This window comes from Mesorhizobium sp. LSJC285A00 (assembly GCF_000503155.1).
GTDB lineage: Bacteria > Pseudomonadota > Alphaproteobacteria > Rhizobiales > Rhizobiaceae > Mesorhizobium.
This window is the reverse complement of record NZ_AYVK01000066.1, coordinates 1-16,623: the sequence shown is the minus strand read 5'-3', so window position 1 is coordinate 16,623 and position 16,623 is coordinate 1. Positions and strand designations below refer to the sequence as shown.

Annotated in this window: 17 protein-coding genes; 6 read left to right on the top strand and 11 right to left on the bottom strand. The window is 61.7% G+C overall.

Annotation, left to right across the window (positions count from 1 at the left end; genetic code table 11):
* From X726_RS138460 to X726_RS138505, 10 genes are all read right to left on the bottom strand, one after another.
* Positions 1-177, bottom strand: a 177-nt coding sequence (locus X726_RS138460; protein ID WP_023673644.1) for a co-chaperone GroES, incomplete at its 3' end; no start/stop codon positions are given.
* 432 nt (positions 178-609) lie between these two features.
* Positions 610-1,593: a beta-ketoacyl-ACP synthase III gene (locus X726_RS138465; protein ID WP_023673642.1), complete on the bottom strand. Its 984-nt coding sequence runs from the start codon at positions 1,591-1,593 to the stop codon at positions 610-612.
* Positions 1,590-2,855, bottom strand: coding sequence for an adenosylmethionine--8-amino-7-oxononanoate transaminase (locus X726_RS138470; RefSeq protein WP_023673641.1), 1,266 nt, complete (start codon positions 2,853-2,855; stop codon positions 1,590-1,592). Before X726_RS138470 ends, X726_RS138465 begins: the two co-directional genes overlap by 4 nt.
* A complete protein-coding gene (gene bioD / locus X726_RS138475; protein WP_023673640.1) occupies positions 2,855-3,490 on the bottom strand; it encodes a dethiobiotin synthase in 636 nt (211 codons plus the stop codon). The genes X726_RS138470 and bioD overlap by 1 nt, the downstream gene beginning before the upstream one ends.
* Complete coding sequence (locus X726_RS138480) at positions 3,487-4,638, bottom strand: 8-amino-7-oxononanoate synthase (protein WP_023673639.1); 1,152 nt, start codon at positions 4,636-4,638, stop codon at positions 3,487-3,489. Before X726_RS138480 ends, bioD begins: the two co-directional genes overlap by 4 nt.
* Positions 4,635-5,648, bottom strand: a complete 1,014-nt coding sequence (gene bioB / locus X726_RS138485) for a biotin synthase BioB (protein WP_031203143.1) — start codon at positions 5,646-5,648, stop codon at positions 4,635-4,637. The genes X726_RS138480 and bioB overlap by 4 nt, the downstream gene beginning before the upstream one ends.
* Positions 5,649-5,740: 92 nt before the next feature.
* Complete coding sequence (nadC, locus tag X726_RS138490) at positions 5,741-6,595, bottom strand: carboxylating nicotinate-nucleotide diphosphorylase (RefSeq protein ID WP_023673637.1); 855 nt, start codon at positions 6,593-6,595, stop codon at positions 5,741-5,743.
* Positions 6,592-8,136 carry an L-aspartate oxidase gene (locus X726_RS138495; RefSeq protein ID WP_023673636.1) on the bottom strand — a complete coding sequence of 515 codons (1,545 nt, stop codon included), beginning with the start codon at positions 8,134-8,136 and terminating at the stop codon, positions 6,592-6,594. The genes nadC and X726_RS138495 overlap by 4 nt, the downstream gene beginning before the upstream one ends.
* A complete protein-coding gene (gene nadA / locus X726_RS138500; protein ID WP_023673635.1) occupies positions 8,133-9,107 on the bottom strand; it encodes a quinolinate synthase NadA in 975 nt (324 codons plus the stop codon). Before nadA ends, X726_RS138495 begins: the two co-directional genes overlap by 4 nt.
* Positions 9,108-9,174: 67 nt before the next feature.
* Positions 9,175-10,143: a membrane protein gene (locus tag X726_RS138505; protein ID WP_023673634.1), complete on the bottom strand. Its 969-nt coding sequence runs from the start codon at positions 10,141-10,143 to the stop codon at positions 9,175-9,177.
* Between the two features lie 162 nt (positions 10,144-10,305).
* Between X726_RS138505 and panB the strand changes: the two genes are divergently transcribed.
* The 6 genes from panB (at position 10,306) to X726_RS138535 (ending at position 15,581) form a co-directional block, all read left to right on the top strand.
* Complete coding sequence (gene panB / locus X726_RS138510; protein ID WP_023707031.1) at positions 10,306-11,166, top strand: 3-methyl-2-oxobutanoate hydroxymethyltransferase; 861 nt, start codon at positions 10,306-10,308, stop codon at positions 11,164-11,166.
* Positions 11,163-12,026, top strand: coding sequence for a pantoate--beta-alanine ligase (gene panC / locus X726_RS138515; RefSeq protein ID WP_023673632.1), 864 nt, complete (start codon positions 11,163-11,165; stop codon positions 12,024-12,026). Before panB ends, panC begins: the two co-directional genes overlap by 4 nt.
* A gap of 93 nt (positions 12,027-12,119) precedes the next feature.
* Entirely contained in the window at positions 12,120-12,845 is a 726-nt protein-coding gene (locus X726_RS138520) for a LuxR family transcriptional regulator (RefSeq protein ID WP_023673631.1), read from the top strand.
* 92 nt (positions 12,846-12,937) lie between these two features.
* Positions 12,938-13,570: an acyl-homoserine-lactone synthase gene (locus tag X726_RS138525; protein WP_023707030.1), complete on the top strand. Its 633-nt coding sequence runs from the start codon at positions 12,938-12,940 to the stop codon at positions 13,568-13,570.
* Between the two features lie 455 nt (positions 13,571-14,025).
* The gene (locus X726_RS138530) at positions 14,026-14,436 is read left to right on the top strand and encodes a DUF2285 domain-containing protein (RefSeq protein WP_023673629.1); all 411 of its coding nucleotides are present in this window, start codon (positions 14,026-14,028) and stop codon (positions 14,434-14,436) included.
* A gap of 170 nt (positions 14,437-14,606) precedes the next feature.
* Entirely contained in the window at positions 14,607-15,581 is a 975-nt protein-coding gene (locus X726_RS138535) for a hypothetical protein (protein WP_023708080.1), read from the top strand.
* Between the two features lie 538 nt (positions 15,582-16,119).
* Here the strand turns inward: X726_RS138535 and X726_RS138540 are convergent.
* A partial coding sequence (locus X726_RS138540) for a Crp/Fnr family transcriptional regulator (RefSeq protein ID WP_023673627.1) occupies positions 16,120-16,623 on the bottom strand: 504 nt, incomplete at its 5' end.

Genomic DNA, 16,623 nt, shown 5'->3' with positions numbered 1-16,623 from the left:
CGGGACCAGCTTGCCGGCTTCGTCGCGAGCGCCGGAGCCGACGGCGATGATCTCGCCTTCCTGCGGCTTTTCCTTCGCCGTATCCGGGATGATGATCCCGCCGGCGGTCTTGGATTCGGATTCGACCCGGCGTACGACCACGCGGTCATGCAGCGGCCGGAAATTCGACTTTGCCATTTTTGGATTTCCTTGGTGCGGATGTTGAACGGTGCTCCGTTGCCGGAGCATGCCTAGCACTCAGCCGAAGCGAGTGCTAACGCGGCAATGAGATAAGCCGCAGGCTCCTGCTAGTCAAGACCGAAGAGCAAAGAGCAAAGAGAAAAGAGAAGACAGCAAAGAGCAGCCAGCAAAGAGCGTGTAAGCATCGAGCCTTTTATGTGAACAATGTCGGGTATCCGACATATATGGGGCGGCTCACCCTTTGTAATTGAGCTTTATTCAGATGGTACGATTGGTGCAACGGGTGTTGCATTTGAACTCATCCAGAGGCTCGCACGGGTCGTGCTGCGTCAGCTTGGTCATGTCGAGCTTCAGAAGGCCATTTTTTGGCATTGGTTCTGTTGCTCCTATTGCCATTCATGACCAATCCTGCGCGCGTGAGCCGGCCGGCTAGATTCCAACCACGAGAGCGCCGCCGCTGAGACCCGCACCCGCCGCCGCCAGAAGGATTTTCTCTCCTGGCTGGAATGGCTTCATCTGGTTGGCGAGCGAGAGCGACAGCGGGACCGTCGCGGCCGAAGAGTTGCCGTATTCGGCAATCGTCTTGACAATTGCTTGGTCCGCAATGCCGAGGTTTCTTCCGACCGCGCCGAAAATCCGAGTATTGGCCTGATGCGGCACAAACCGGCCGACATTGTGTGGCCGCACTCCCGCAGTGGCTAGCGCGGCTGTCGAGCAATCGGTCATCATCTCGACGGCCTTTGCGAACACTTCGGGCCCGTCGGTCATCGTCATCCGGGTCTGCCCGAGGTCGAGGTCGCCATGGAACGGCGTGTTGCTTCCTCCTGCGGGAATCTGGATCAGCCCGTAGCGCGAGCCGTCCGAAGCCACCGAGGCGCCGAGAATGCCCCGATCAGCATCATCGCACTGACCGATCACCAGGGCGCCGGCGGCATCGGCGAACAAGACTGAGCTCGCGCGCTCGGCTGGATTGATGCGGCGGCTGAGGATGTTGGCGGCGATGACCAGCGCTGGTTTGCCATGCAGGCGGGTGAACCCGTCCGCAAACATGAGCGCATAGATGAAGCCGGCGCAGGCGCCGGTCAGATCGACCGCGCCTGCGCGGCCAAGGCCAAGCTTGTGTGCGACCAGCGGCGCGCTTGGCGGCAGAAGATGGTCGGGCGTCGAGGTGGCAAGCAACAGCAGACCGATGTCGTGGCGCGCAATACCGGCGTTCACCAGCGCCATGTCGCCAGCCCGGGTGGCAAGACCCGACAGCGTGTCTTCGTCCGTTGCCCAGAAGCGCGAACGGATTCCGGTACGCCTTTCGATCCAGCCCGGCTCGAGGCCGAGATTGCTCTCGATCTCGCCATTAGCCACCTTGCGCCCAGGCACGCGATGGCCAAGTCCGAGAATGCGCGACGACTTGCTCATGGCCTTGACCCGAAGCGTTCCCCGGCCTCCTCGATGGCGTCATATAGTCGTTCGAGCTCGTCGCCTGCGATGCAATAGGGTGGCAGAAGGTAGAGGACATTGCCGAGCGGGCGCACAAGTAGGCCGCGCTCGAGGAAGAAAGCGCGCAGCTTCGGACCAATCTCGGCGAGATAACCTGCTGAACCGGTTCGCAGGTCGAGCGCCGCGATCGTTCCCGTGGCTCGACAGTCGGCAAAATATGGATTGTCCCGAAAGCGTTGCAGCCCGACGGCCTGCATCACGCTCAAGGCCGTGATCCGCCCGGCCACTGGCTCGTCGCGCCAGATCTCGACATTGGCGAGTGCTGCCGCACAGGCAATCGGATTGGCGGTGTAGGAGCTCGAATGGAAAAACGTCTTCTTCCGGTCCTCGGAATAGTGCGCCCGGAAGATGGCATCGGTGACAAGCGTTACGGCCAGCGGGATGGTGCCGCCGGTCAAGCCTTTGGAGGTGCACAGGATATCTGGAGAAATCGATGCCTGCTCGCAGGCGAACATGGTTCCGGTGCGTCCCCAGCCGGTCATCACCTCGTCGGCGATCAGCAGCGAGCCGGAGGCCTCAGTGATCTTCTTCAATTCGGCCAGAACCGATGCTGGATACATCAGCATGCCGCCGGCGCCCAGCACCAGCGGCTCGACGATCAAGGCTGCGGCTCGTCGATCGCGGGTCACAGCCTCGAAACGATCCAGCGTCTCCTGCTCGTGCCCCGCGGCCGGAAAGGGGATGATGTCGACCTCGAACAGCAAGGGTTCATAGGCGGCGTTGAACACGCCACGCGCACCGACGCTCATCGTTCCAATCGTGTCACCATGATAGCTGTGCTCCATGACGACGATGCGCGAGCGCGGCGCGCCGATGTTGCGGAAATAACCGAGCGCCATCTTCAGCGCGACTTCGACTGAGGTCGAGCCACTGTCGGAATAGAACACCCAGTCGAGTCCAGCGGGAGCGAGGCCGACAAGCGCCTTGGCCAAGCGCTCTGCCGGCTCGTGCGTGAAGCCCGCAAAGATAATCTGGTCGAGGCTCGACGCGGTTGTCTCGATTGCCTTCATGATGCGGGGATGGCGGTGGCCATGTGTGACGACCCACCAGGAGGAGATGGCGTCCAGGATGCGGGCGCCGTCGGCCCTGTGGAGATAGGCGCCCTCAGTCAGGACGATTTCTGGGATCGCAGGCTCGAGTGCGTGCTGGGTGAAGGGATGCCACACATGAGACTGCGACATCAGTCACCTCCAGTAATCGAGGCGAAGGCGAAGCCGGCAACCATTGCGTCCCTCAGTGTTTTCCCCGTCAGCACATCGAGGTGCGGCAGCCTGCCGAGCTGCGGGGCACCGCTGAATTCCACGATGGTCCGTTGCGTATCGGCCATCTCATCGCCGATGAAAGCGATGCCCGCCAACGGGATGGAGCGGGCGCGGAGCGCCTCGACCGATAGCAAGGTGTGGTTGATGGTGCCGAGTGTGGTGCGGGCGCACAGAATAACGGGCAGCCGCCATTCAGCGAAGATGTCGATTAACCTTGTGCGCCGGTTGAGCGGCACCATTAGGCCGCCGGAGCCTTCGATGACGAGCGGCGTCGGTAGGACGGGAAAAGCAAGATCGGCAGCCTTGATCGCCACGCCGTCGATCTCGGCCGAACGATGCGGCGACAGCGGGCTCCGCAAGCGGTAGGCTTCCGGCAGCACGCGCTCTGAGGGCAAGCCGGCAAGCCGCGCGACAACCTCGCTGTCGGTCTCGCCGTCGAGGCCCGATTGCACCGGTTTCCAGTAAAAGCCGTCCAGCAAACCGGCGAGCCCAGCCGCAAACACGGTCTTGCCAACTCCGGTATCCGTTCCGGTGATGACGATGCGTTGGGTCATATCGCCTCCGGTGATGTTTCGGCCAACACCTCGACCAGCGCCTCGACCATGGCGGAAATGTCGGCTTCGCCAATATTGAGCGTCAGTGAGATGCGCAGCCGCGACGTGCCCTCGGGCACGGTCGGAGGACGAACGCCGCGTATGTCGAAGCCGCGGGCCTGCAGGCGCGCCGCCACTGCCATGGTGCGCCTGACATCGCCGATTACTAAGGGCTGGATCTGAGAGCCACTTGGTGTCACACCCCAGCGATTGACCAACCGGCCGGCGCTGGCGACGCGTTCATGCAGCTGAACACGCCGCATAGGCTCGTCGGCGAGCATTGCGAGTGCCTCGCGCGCCACGACCGCCATCAGTGGCGATGGCGCGGTTGCGTAGATGAATGGCCGGCAACGGTTGATCAGATATTCGCACAGTGCCCTCGGCCCGGTGACGAGCCCACCAGATGCGCCGAGCGCCTTGCCGCAGGTGTGGAGCGCTATGATGTTGTCGCGGCCCTCGAAAGCGGCGGCAAGCCCCCGGCCATCCGGTCCCCAGACGCCGGTGGCATGCGCCTCATCAATGACGATGAATGCGCCGTGCCGATCGGCAAGTGCGACCAGGCTCTCCAAAGGCGCGCAGTCGCCATCCATGCTGTAAAGGCTTTCCACCGCGATCCAGACGCATCCCATGCCGCCTGCGACGCGCCAACGTGTAATCGCATCCTCGACAGCGGTGGCGTCGTTGTGCGCGGCCAGCACGAACTGTGCGCGCCCGGCCTGCGCACCCTCATGCATGCTGGCATGGGCGAGCTCATCGACAACCAAAAGATCGCCCTTCTGCGGCAGGGCGCTCAGCAGAGCGAAGTTGGCGATGTAGCCGCTGCCGAAGAACAGCGCGCGGTCGGCTCCAAAGAATGCCGCCGCGTCTGCCTCGAGCTGCTCGTGTTCCGGTGCATTGCCGCGCAACAGCCGCGACCCGGTGGCGCCAACCGGCGTGCCCCGCGCAATCGCCGCCACAACCGCATCGCCAAGTCTTCTGGACGCGGCCAGCCCGAGATAGTCGTTCGACGAGAAGTCCAGCCCGGCGCGGGGCGAAAGCGTCCGCAGCCGGTCCTTGCGCGCTAGCCCCTGCAAGGTCGCATCATAACGGGCAAGCGGCGCCCCGTTCATTGCGCCTCGAGTTCCATCGGATCGATGCCAAGGCGCCGGAACAGCAGGGTATCCTTGTCCTCACCGGGATTGTCCGCCGTCAGCAGCGTGTCGCCGAAGAAGATCGAGTTGGCGCCGGCAAAAAAGCACAGCGCCTGCATCTCGTCAGTCATCGCGGTGCGGCCGGCGGACAGACGGACATGCGATTTCGGCATCATGATGCGCGCCAGCGCGATCACGCGCACGAATTCGATCGGCTCAATGGGCTTGGCGTCTGCAAGCGGCGTACCGGCGATCGGGATCAGCATGTTGATCGGAACGCTTTGCGGATGTTCCGGCAGATTGGCCAGCGTCACCAGCATGTCGATCCGGTCCACCGGCTCCTCGCCCATGCCGACAATGCCTCCACAGCAGACCTTGATGCCGGATTTGCGAACGTGGTCAAGCGTCTCGAGCCGCTCGGCAAAGCTCCGCGTACCGATGATCTCGCTATAGTAGCGTTCTGACGTATCGATGTTGTGGTTGTAGTAGTCGAGGCCCGCCTGCTTCAGTCGAGCGGCTTGCTCAAGATCGAGCATGCCGAGTGTCATGCAGGTCTCCAGGCCCAGCGCCTTGACGCCTTCGACCATCGCCACCACCGCATCCATGTCGCGCGCCTTCGGGTTTCGCCAGGCCGCGCCCATGCAATAACGGGTGGCGCCGGCATCACGCGCCTTGGTCGCTTCGGCGATGACGCGCCTGACATCCATCAGCTTGGACGCCTCCAACCCGGTTTCGTGACGCGCCGACTGGCTGCAATAGCCACAATCCTCCGGGCATCCTCCGGTCTTGATGCTGAGCAGCCGGCTGAGCTGGACCTTGTTTGGATCGAAATTCTGGCGGTGCACCGTTTGCGCCAGGAAGAGGAGATTGTTGAAGGGGGCATGGTAAAGTGCCTGAGCCTTCTCCAAGGTCCACGCTCCAGGGTCAGGGGGGTCAAGAGATTTGGCCTGTGGCGGTGTCTGCGTTGAACTTGCCGTTTGCATCTCCATGCTGTTCCTCCGGTCTGTCTTGCGGGTCTTTGCTATCTGACTATGATGATCGGAAAGGACAGTTGACCCAATCCTGTTCGTTACTCAGACAATCATGAGCCCCGATGGTCGAGGCCGATATCCAGGATCGGCGCGCTGTGGATGAGTCGGCCGACCGAAATCAGATCAACGCCGGTCGCGGCAACCGCTCGCGCTGTATGCGACGTGATCCCGCCAGAAGCCTCGGTGATAGCGCGGCCACCGACCATTGCGACGGCGCGGCGAAGATCGGGGAGGGACATGTTGTCGAGCAGAACCGCATCGGGAGCGAAGCCAAGTACCTCCTCCAACTGGGCCAGAGTATCGACCTCGACTTCGATCTTGACGAGATGACCGGCCGCTCTTCGTGCTCGCTCGAGCGCTGGCCGGACGCCGCCTGCGATGGCGATGTGGTTGTCCTTGATCAAAATTGCATCGTCCAGGCCGAAGCGGTGATTGGACCCGCCACCTGCGCGCACGGCATACTTTTCGACTGCCCGCAATCCGGGCGTCGTCTTGCGGGTGCAGACGATCTTCGCGCCATATCCACGAACCGCAGCGACCATCGATGCCGTTGCTGTGGCGATGCCGCTCAGATGGCACAAAAAATTGAGTGCCGTCCTTTCGGCTGTGAGAATGGCCCGGGCCGGGCCAACCACTGATGCAATGACCTCTCCATCCACGACATTGCAGCCGTCTGCCCGCTCCACGGAGATTTCGACACCAGGATCAATCAAGCCGAAAGCGAGCATCGCCAGATCGATGCCGGCGACAACTCCGGACTGTCGCGCCACCAACACGGTTCCCGCTTGGCATTCCTTCGGGACGATGGCGTCCGTGGTCAAGTCGCCGGCTCTGCCAAGGTCTTCAAGAAGAGATGCCCGTACAAGCGGCTCAAGCAGGACCGTGGGGAGCGGTGAGAGCATCATCCCTTTGCACCTTCGGAGCTTGGCGAGTGTCCGAGTTCCCGCGCAGCCGCCAAGGCGGCTTCGAGCGTGATTTCGGACCGTCGGGCGGCAGTCGCATGATGAGGAAAATCTGTCCGGTAATGAGCGCCGCGGCTTTCTTCGCGCAACAAGGCGGCAACAGCAATCATTAGCCCGACAGCCGCCGGATCCGAGACCGCATCCTTGCTTTCGGCGAGCGGCAATAAGGCACGCGCGGCTGCTTTCAACGCTTGACCATCCCGGACGATGCCGAGTGCGCGCGACAGAAAAACGCGCACGGCTATCGGAGCGGGCGGTGGGTAAACGTTCGCAAACGCAGGCCTTGTTCTGCGCGCAGGCGTTCCGGCGACGCTTTCAGCGACCCAGCGGGCGCACACGATTGCCTCCGTCAAGGAATTGCTGGCGAGCCTGTTGGCGCCATGCAGTCCTGTCGAAGCGACTTCGCCGCAGGCCCACAGCCCCTTGACGGAGGTCCTGCCCGAGCTGTCCACGGCAACGCCACCCATGTGGTAGTGTTGGGCCGGACGAATGGGGATGAGATCGCGCGCGGGATTGATGCCCGCTCCAAGGCAGGCTGATGCGATTGTCGGGAAATGTCGAGCGAATGCCGGGCCTGGCCGTTGTCGGGCATCGAGAAAAACATGGTGGCCGTCCGCAAGATGGTTCCACACGGCGCGGGCCAAGACATCGCGAGGCGCAAGTTCCGCCCCGGGCACGCTCTGGAGAAAAGCCTGGCCGGTTTCATCGATCAGGGCAGCACCTTCGCCTCGCACAGCCTCGCTGACCAGCGCCATAGGGCGTTCTGGGCCGTCAAGCGCGGTCGGGTGGAACTGAATGAATTCGAGGTCGGCTAGGACAGCTCCAGCGCGGGCCGCAAGCGCAAGGCCTTGTCCGCAACTGCCCCAAGGGTTCGTGGTGTCGAGAAACAGTCCCCCGATGCCACCGGTGGCGAGAACCACCCGCCGTGAGCCGAAGAAGAAAGGTGCGATCGAACAGCTCGCCCAGACGCCTCGGATCGCATTCTCTCGCACTGCGAGCCGGCGCGCTTCCACGCCCTCCACGACAACTATCGACGGAGTGGAACGCACAGCCGCGATCAGCGCACGCATGATCTCACGCCCGGTGCCGTCCCCATGCGCATGAACGATGCGACGTCGGCTGTGTGCGGCCTCCAATCCGAGGCACAGTGATCCTTCCGGCCTGCGGTCAAAGCGAACCCCAAAGCCCGCAAGCCCCTCTATGGCCTTGGGCGCGGCTTGGAGTATGCGGCTCGCCACGTCTCTGTCGCAGAGACCATCCCCGGCGGCAATCGTATCGGCCAGGTGCATTGCCGGATCGTCGTCTTCGCCGAAACTTGCAGCCAGGCCCCCCTGGGCCCAGGTGCTCGAGTTGTCAGCTCCCAGCAGCGACCTTGACAGAAGAAGCACCGGCTCCGGCGACAGTTGAAGCGCGGTCATCAGTCCGGCGATGCCGCCGCCGATGATGATGGGCCGCCCGAAGAAGCTGCGGAGGTCGGCGCTCAAACTGCCAGCATCCGTTCGACCGCTAGCCGCGCGCGCCCGGCGATCCCGGGTTCGACGGTTACGACATGGTGGTTCTGCTCGAGCGCCGTGCGGATGTTGGCAAGCGTGATCCGCTTCATATGCGGGCACAAATTGCAGGGCCGGATGAACTCGACCTCTGGGTGCGCTAACGCGACGTTGTCGCTCATTGAGCATTCCGTCATCAGCACGACACGTGGCGGCCTTTGCCTTTCGACATAGTCGGACATGGCAGCCGTCGAGCCGGAAAAATCTGCTTCAGCCACGACGTCGGGCGGGCATTCGGGATGGGCGAGCACGACCACGCCGGGATGGCTTTCGCGCAACTCGCGGATGTCGGCCGGTGTAAAGCGCTCATGCACCTCGCAACGCCCTTTCCAGGCGATGATCTGCACATCTGTCTGAGCGGCGATATTCTGGGCCAGATATTCGTCCGGCAACATGATCACCCGGAGAACCCCAAGGGATTCGACGACCGCCTTGGCGTTGCCGGATGTACAGCAGATATCCGACTCGGCCTTCACTTCGGCGGACGTATTTACATAAGTGATGATCGGAACGCCGGGATAACGCTGGCGCATCAAGCGCACGTCTTCTGCCGTGATTGAGTCCGCCAACGAGCAACCGGCGCTGAGATCCGGAATGAGCACGGTCTTGCCCGGATTGAGGAGCTTGGCCGTTTCGGCCATGAAATGGACGCCGGCCAGCACGATGACTTGCGCCTCGACCGTCGCAGCCGTGCGGGCTAGTGCCAAGCTGTCGCCGACGATGTCGGCCACGCAGTGGAAGATCTCGGGCGTCTGATAATTGTGCGCCAGGATGATCGCGTTGCGCTCGCGCTTCAGCGCAAGGATCGCCTCGATATCCTCGGCGAAAGCCGGCCATTCAATCGGCGGGATCACTCGTCGGACGCGCTCGTAGAGCAACGCGGCCGTAGGCAGCATGGCGCCCATCGACCCCCTCCCGCTTATACTCTAACTGAAAATAACCAGCATATACTTGCTGTGAGTATAAGGGATGTCAACCCCGCGCCAGCGGCAATTTTGTCCCGGCGATGAGCCTATCGTCGAGAACGGCGTGGCGGAAACGGAAAAGCTTCGCTGGCCGGCCGCCGGTCTCAGTGGTGGCCTCTCCGGTCTCCTCGACCAGCTCCTGCTGTTCGATCAGTCGGCGAAAGTTCGGCTTGTGGATGAGCCTGCCGGCGAGCGCCTCCACGGTTCGCTGCAGCTGCAAAAGCGTGAAGACCGGCGGCATCAGCTCAAAGACGACTGGGCGGTATTTGATCTTGGAGCGCAGCCGCGCAATGCCGGTCGCCACGATGCGGCGATGATCGGCGACCATGGACTTGCTGGGCACCAGCGGCGGGGGTCCTGCGTCCCGCCCTCTTACGGCCTCTTGGACCAGGCCTGCTTCGTAGACTAACTCATAGCGTTGAAGCGTGAGTTCCTCGTTCCAAAGGCGGTCGTCGAAGCCAAAGGCTATCGTCGCCCGCTGCCAGCGTTCACGTCGCGTGGCCGAATCGCCAACCCCGTTTGCCCATTCGATCAGGCGCGGCCGCAGAACGTCCAGCACGACCGCAGGCGTGCCGGAGCGGTGGTCCTCCCATGGAAAATATTCATACCAACTCTGCCATCCGCACTTGGGCGAGCCCGCTGCCTGTTCCTTGCGCGTCAATGCGAGATAGCTGATGGAGATGACGCGCTGCTGGCGCTCGGCGCCGATGCGATCCCGATCCGCGAACGTGTAGAGTTGCTCAATGTACCCCAGCCGATGGCCGGTTTGCTGCTCGACCCACCCCCTCAAGCCGGATTGCAGCGATCGGTGCTCAAGCGCAAAGGGACCGGAGGGCAAGGTGTCCGCCTGGCCGATGGTGAGGACACAGGGTTGACTGCCGTTTACGGCGACCACAAAGGCGATCAAGTCCACTTTGACGTTGTCGGCCTTGCCGGCGGCTCTGTCTTTCCTGAGTCCTATTGCCTGATCGTCCATTATTTGGCCAACTCGGGGGCACCTTAATCGATTTAGTGTAAGCGTGCCAATTGGCACGTCAACACCCCGCAGCTGCATGGCCATTTTTTTGCTCTTCGCACCTGCACAAAAATGTGCCAAAGGCGACAGCCGCAGCTGGTAACGTAGGGGAAGGAGGGTCCCATGAGCGCTTATGGTGACACCAGGGCGATCACACCGCCGGATATTCGTTCGCGCAAAGGTGGGACGCCGCTCGTCTGCCTTACCGCCTACACCACCCCAGTCGCCCGGCTTGTCGATCCCCATTGTGATGTGGTGCTCGTCGGCGACAGCGTCGGCATGGTTCTCCACGGCCTGCCCTCGACGCTCGGTGTCACGCTGGAGATGATGATCACGCACGGCCAGGCGGTGCGCCGTGGCATCAAGCAGGCGCTGATGGTGGTCGACCTGCCGTTCGGTTCCTACGAGGAAAGCCCAGAGCAGGCTTTCCGCAATGCCGCGCGCGTCATGGCCGAGACCGGCTGCACGGCCGTCAAGCTCGAAGGCGGCGAAGCGATGGCAGAGACGATCGGCTTCCTCGCCGCACGCGGCGTGCCCGTCATGGCCCATGTCGGATTGACGCCGCAGGCCATCAACACCATCGGTGGCTACCGCGTACAGGGCAGGGGCGGGGATGCCGAGCGCATCAGGCGCGACGCAATTGCGGTGGGCGAAGCGGGCGCCTTTGCGGTCGTCCTGGAGAAGGTTCCTGAGGCGCTCGCCCGCCGGATCACCAAGGAGGTGGCGACCCCGACCATTGGCATCGGTGCCTCGGCAGCCTGTGACGGCCAGATTCTCGTCGTCGACGACATGCTGGGCCTCTTCGGCGACTTCCGGCCCAAGTTCGTCAAGCGCTATGCTGAACTCCGGGAGGCGGCTGCGGCTGCGATCGCTTCCTATGCGCGCGAGGTGAAGGAGCGCCAGTTTCCCGCCGCAGAGCACGTGTTTGCCGATGCGCCCAAGCCCGCCGACACGGACGCCACCAAGAGCGGAGAAGCAGCGTGAGCGTGCCGATCGTCAGGAGCGTTGACCAGCTTCGCGAAAGCGTCGCCGCATGGCGCTGCGAAGGTGTGAGGATAGCCCTGGTGCCAACGATGGGCGTCCTGCATGAGGGCCATCTCAGCCTGGTGCGCGCTGCACTCGAGAAGGCAGACCGTGTGATAGTGACGCTCTTCGTCAACCCGAAGCAATTCAACAGCCAGGCCGATCTTGCCGCGTATCCCCGCACCGAGGACGAGGATGCCGCCAAACTGGCACCGGTTGGCGCGCACCTGCTTTATGCGCCAGATGCAGAGGAGATGTATCCGGCGGGCTTCGCCACCACCGTTTCGGTTTGCGGTGTCAGCGAAGGCCTGTGCGGTACATTCCGGCCGGGGCATTTCGACGGCGTGGCGACCGTCGTCGCCAAGCTCTTCCTGCAGACCAGCGCTGACTTCGGCTTCTTTGGCGAAAAGGACTTTCAGCAAATTCACCTGGTCAGGCGCATGGCCCGGGATCTGGATATTCCAATCACCATTGTTGCCTGTCCGACAGTCCGCGAAGCCGACGGTCTTGCGTTATCATCGCGCAATGTGCGGCTCTCGCCAGCGGAACGCGCTGTTGCTCCCAAGCTATCATCGGTCCTGCTCAAGACGGCTGAGCGGCTTCAGCGCGGCTCACCCATCCTGCCAACGCTTGCAGAATCTCGCGCAGCAATTCTGGCTGCAGGCTATCGCGAGGTCGAATACCTGGAACTTCGCGATGAGGCAGATCTGCACCCGATAACAAGCCTCGATCGACCGGCACGGTTGCTTGCCGCCGCCTGGCTCGGCGGCACACGGCTCATAGACAACGTCAGACTATTTCGGATTGGTTCAACAGATTAGCCACGTTCTCGGCACGCGCCGTATTCGTCCGGGATCATCTAAAACAAGGTCTCTGCCTAGCATTGAGCGTTACGGAGGTTACGCACAGGACACATGCATCGCGTGTTTGAGAACTTCGTCGAGCAACTGTCTGCAAGTGTTGATGCTGCCGATCTCTGTGAGGCAATGGCCTCCGCTGCAGCCGGCTTCGACTTCCCGCTATTCGCCTATTTCACCTACCCGTCAGCCTCCGGCGACGCCCCCCAATTGATTTCAAACTATCCTTCATCCTGGACGTCACGTTATCTGCAACAGCGGTACCACAGTCTCGATCCGGTCATCCTGCGCGGGCTGCAAGGCTGGGATACATTCGATTGGGGTGTGGATCGCGCTCGGCACGGTCTGCCGAATTCGCAGCAACAAATTCTAGAGAGTGCGGCTGAGTTTGGCATCTGCGGCGGCCTGACGATGTCCATGCATGATCATCTCGGCCGGTTTGCTGCCCTGACCTTTGCTTCCGACGAGTCCCGTCCGCCTCTGTTGCGGTCACTGGCACGTTACGAAAAAGCATTGCAGCTGGTGGCCATCAACTTTCATATCCATGTCCGGCGAAGGCTCGCCGATCATCGCGTGGTGGATGGTGTAACGCTCACCCCGCGGGAGTTCGAGTGTCTGAAATGGGCGGCGCGCGGCAAGTCGGCTTGGGATACTAGCCAGCTTCTCGGCGTCTCAAAGCGCACCGTGACCTTTCATCTGGAAAACGCCAAGGCAAAGTTTGGCGTTCGAACGATCAACCAAGCCGTTGCACGAATGGCTGCCTCCGGCCTGACGAGATCCTGATTCTCAGCCACGATACCTGTAAACCTCTACAGGCTGCATCGCTGTCAGCTTTGCCCTTCGATGGCGGGAACACATCCCACATGGAGGCGACCATGATGCAACTGATAGCACCAGACTTTTACAGTGATTTTGCAGGCGAGCTCAAAGAGATGCACGGGCTCAGGTTTCGGGTGTTCAAGGAAAGGCTCGATTGGGAAGTTGATACCGAAGACCAGATGGAATCCGATCCGTTTGATGCTCTCAAGCCTGTCTATCTGCTCCTCAAAGGATCCGACTGGCGAATTCGCGGTTGCGTGCGTCTTTTGCCCAGCACCGGACCCACAATGTTGCGCGACACCTTCCCGGTGCTGCTGGGTGCTGACGTCGTGCCCTCGACCACCGACATATGGGAGAGCAGTCGTTTCGCGCTCGATCTTCCTCCGTCGGCGCCCAAGGCAGCGGGCGGGCTGGCTCAGGCGACCTACGAGCTCTTCGCGGGCATGATCGAGTTCGGCTTGGCCAAGGATCTGACCCGGATCGTAACGGTGACGGACACGCGCATGGAGCGGATCCTCCGCCTTGCTACGTGGCCATTGTCGCGCATCGGAGAACCCAAGTGCGTCGGCAAAACGGAGGCGGTGGCTGGGTTTCTCGAGATTTCCCACGCGAGCCTTTTGCGCATCCGCAGCAGGGGACGTCTGAGCGGACCGGTACTGTGGCAACCGGTTCTAGGCCCGTCAGCATAGCGCCATTGTGGACACCTGTGCCATGAAGGATGCTGGTTTGCCCAAGGAAGCGACGGTCGGCCTTGTATGCTGGCCGGACTGGCGTCGCCAGGACGCTTACCACTACGCCAGACGATTGCCACGCACTGGCTGGGCCTGGGAGTTTCTTCGGCGCAATCCACAATTCCAGCGCGACCACGCCAAAATGGCACCGTCCGCCTGCTTTGTCGGAACCCAGGCCGACATGAAGATAATCGAGTTGACGACAGAATCAGCTTTCCTAAGACAATGGAGCCTCCTTTTTCGCGGACGCGCCACAGTCGGACGCTACATCGGCGAGGGTCTTTTGGGATCCGCGCGATTGCGCCTGTATTCTACGAGCGGCCGCGGAGCCGCTGGGGCTCGACCACGATTTTGAACCGCTTCACCTTTCTTCGCTCTCATGCTGCAAGGACATCCTGCTGACAGCTGCGGGCATGCAGCACGTGCTGCTGAGGGAGAACTGCCGGAGTCTGCAGATCGCCGTTTCCGGTGCGTCCGTCCTCCGCCCGTTGCGGCTATATGTCGACGCGATCCTTCAGCCGCAGCACCTCAAGTTCCATGTCGCTGCCCTTCAGTTCCTGAACGACATCAATGATTGCCGCCGCGTGTCAGCTGCTTGCTTTCCGCCGGAACACCGCGGAGCGCGTCTGCGTATTGTACTGCAGGCTTTGGATGGCTCGCTGGCGGGAGCATCTCATCAGGAGGTCGCCATTGCCTTGTTCGGGAGACGCCGTGTCGAAGAAGATTGGCGTCATCCAGGCGGCCATCTTCGCGATCAGGTACGTCGCGCCATCCAACGCGGTCGCTACCTGATGGGCGGCGGCTACAGACAGTTCCTGAGGTAATTGGAGTGGTTGCGATTGTCTTATACGAACGCGCAACCTCCATTTTCTCACTGCAATGGTGCGTTGCACAAAACGTGGCAAGCGCCTAGTTCTTCCGCGGCGAATCGGGTTTCGGCGAAACACCGGGACCCAACTTCGTCGATAAGTGCATTCATGACCTGAGGACCCCGATGACCGTTATGAACTCCGACAAAGCCGGCGCTGCAAGCCTTGAGACAATCGCGCGAAACGGCAGCATGCTGCGTCGCATAGCCGTACGCATTCCGACCTACCTGTCGGATATTCGCGAGAACCCGGCGTGGCTGCCCATGTTCATGTTGGCGCGCACCATGCCGGCACGGAGAATGCACTGGCGTGGTGCAAAGCCGGTCCGAAGGCCGCAAAGAGCCCAGGACACGATGTTTGCCGGTGTCAATTGCCACGACGTTGTCGACGCGCTGCGGATGGATGGGCTTTTTCCCGGCCTTGTCCTGCCTGCAATGGTGGCTGAAGATGTAGCCGCATTCGCCAGGTGCACACCTTGTTTCGGCAATTTCGATCGCCGACTCGAGTTCATGCCGGCGGAGCATGCGGAGGCTGAGGCGCGATTTGGCCGTCCGTTGCTCAGCGGCCATTATTTCGAGCGCATTCTGGGCTGTAAGTCGGCCGTTGCCATCCAAAACGATCCGCTGCTCATGGATATCGCGGCGCACTATCTCGGCGGCCAGGCGACGCTGATCACGACGCGCGTCTGGTGGAGCTTCCCGACCGGCCAGGCGTCGGACGCGGACAAGAACCTGGCTTCGCTCGGCAAATACCACTTCGACCTGGACGACTGGCGGATGCTGAAGTTCTTTTTCTATCTGGTGCCCGTCGACGAGGGGACCGGCCCGCATATCTATGTTCGCGGCAGCCATGATCGCCGCGCCCTCAAGCACCAATTTACGCTTGTCGTCGGCCATCCAGCGCAAGAGATTCTGGACGTCTACGGCAAGCAGAGTCCGGTCACGCTGACCGGCAAGGCCGGTTTCGGTTTCGTCGAGGATCCGTTCGGGTTCCATATGGGCACCGTGCCGTCGCACAGGCCACGGCTGATGATGGAAGTTGGCTTCGGCGTTTCTCCTCCATCGCGCCGCCGCTTCCATGGCGAGCCTGTGATCCGCTGATTTCGAAAAGTCCCGAAACAGCCTTCCCGTTGTGAGGGAAGATAAGGCTATGCCGCCAATCGATCTGTTCCGGGCCAAAAGCGGTTGTCTGCATATGCCCTGAACTTGGCTGGTGCAATGAGTCTCGCCATTGCTCCAGCCAGCGCATCAGTGCCTGTTTAATCGAGGTTAGATGGCAGTGCGCCCAAGAGATCCTCCTCGATATCGCCTGCCGCGCGAAGCCTCAGATGCTCTTCGAAAACCTCCTTTACGGACCGAGTCGTCTCGGGTCTCCTTTGAGTGGCCGGAAGGTGGTGCACAGCCGTATCGTGCTTCGGGATCCTGAACGAAGGCGAGGGGCGGTTTGTTCCTCGCGCGGCGCATGCAGCGGTGCCGGCATGACAGCTTCGTCGTGGATCCCGATGCTCCGCAACGTCGGCGGTGAAGGCTCTGTCTAGGCGGCTTACGTGACTCCAATGCAGGAGATCGACCATCTCCTGTTCGAGCACATTCGTTGGCGATCACCGTCGCGGCGCTACGGACGCCGCGGCGCCTGCGATCAATGCAGTTTGCCGACTAGCCGAGCGTATTCGGCTTCAGCCCTGCCATATGACCCATCAGCCAGCGCAATTAGACGCGCGCGATCAAGAATGACTACCTCTCCTCGCATTGAGCGTATCAGACCTTGGCCCTCCAAGGTTTGCAGCGCTATGGTGACGCCGGGCCGCCTGACACCGAGCATAACTGANCGTATCAGACCTTGGCCCTCCAAGGTTTGCAGCGCTATGGTGACGCCGGGCCGCCTGACACCGAGCATAACTGATAAGAACTCGTGCGTAATCGCAAAGCTGTTCCCGTCGACGCGATCATCACACATCACCAGCCATCTTGAGAGCCTGTCGACTATGTTCATCCGGGCATTGCTGAGCGCGGTGAAGCTTGCCTGGAGGTGAAAGTAGTGAACGTAGCGGAGCAGAAAGGTTCGCAAGGTTGGGCTTGTCAGAAGCGCCTTGGTGAAGAGGCCCGCGTCGATAACAAAGGCTCGGGCCTCTAATTGGACGTA

Bases quoted from the DNA above. Each gene is read 5' to 3' on its own strand.
- X726_RS138465 (WP_023673642.1), bottom strand. From the start codon at position 1,593: ATGAGCAAGTCGTCGCGCATTCTCGGACTTGGCCATCGCGTGCCTGGG.
- X726_RS138470 (WP_023673641.1), bottom strand. From the start codon at position 2,855: ATGTCGCAGTCTCATGTGTGGCATCCCTTCACCCAGCACGCACTCGAG.
- bioD (WP_023673640.1), bottom strand. From the start codon at position 3,490: ATGACCCAACGCATCGTCATCACCGGAACGGATACCGGAGTTGGCAAG.
- X726_RS138480 (WP_023673639.1), bottom strand. From the start codon at position 4,638: ATGAACGGGGCGCCGCTTGCCCGTTATGATGCGACCTTGCAGGGGCTA.
- bioB (WP_031203143.1), bottom strand. From the start codon at position 5,648: ATGGAGATGCAAACGGCAAGTTCAACGCAGACACCGCCACAGGCCAAA.
- nadC (WP_023673637.1), bottom strand. From the start codon at position 6,595: ATGATGCTCTCACCGCTCCCCACGGTCCTGCTTGAGCCGCTTGTACGG.
- nadA (WP_023673635.1), bottom strand. From the start codon at position 9,107: ATGGGCGCCATGCTGCCTACGGCCGCGTTGCTCTACGAGCGCGTCCGA.
- X726_RS138505 (WP_023673634.1), bottom strand. From the start codon at position 10,143: ATGGACGATCAGGCAATAGGACTCAGGAAAGACAGAGCCGCCGGCAAG.
- panB (WP_023707031.1), top strand. From the start codon at position 10,306: ATGAGCGCTTATGGTGACACCAGGGCGATCACACCGCCGGATATTCGT.
- X726_RS138520 (WP_023673631.1), top strand. From the start codon at position 12,120: ATGCATCGCGTGTTTGAGAACTTCGTCGAGCAACTGTCTGCAAGTGTT.
- X726_RS138525 (WP_023707030.1), top strand. From the start codon at position 12,938: ATGATGCAACTGATAGCACCAGACTTTTACAGTGATTTTGCAGGCGAG.
- X726_RS138530 (WP_023673629.1), top strand. From the start codon at position 14,026: ATGCAGCACGTGCTGCTGAGGGAGAACTGCCGGAGTCTGCAGATCGCC.
- X726_RS138535 (WP_023708080.1), top strand. From the start codon at position 14,607: ATGACCGTTATGAACTCCGACAAAGCCGGCGCTGCAAGCCTTGAGACA.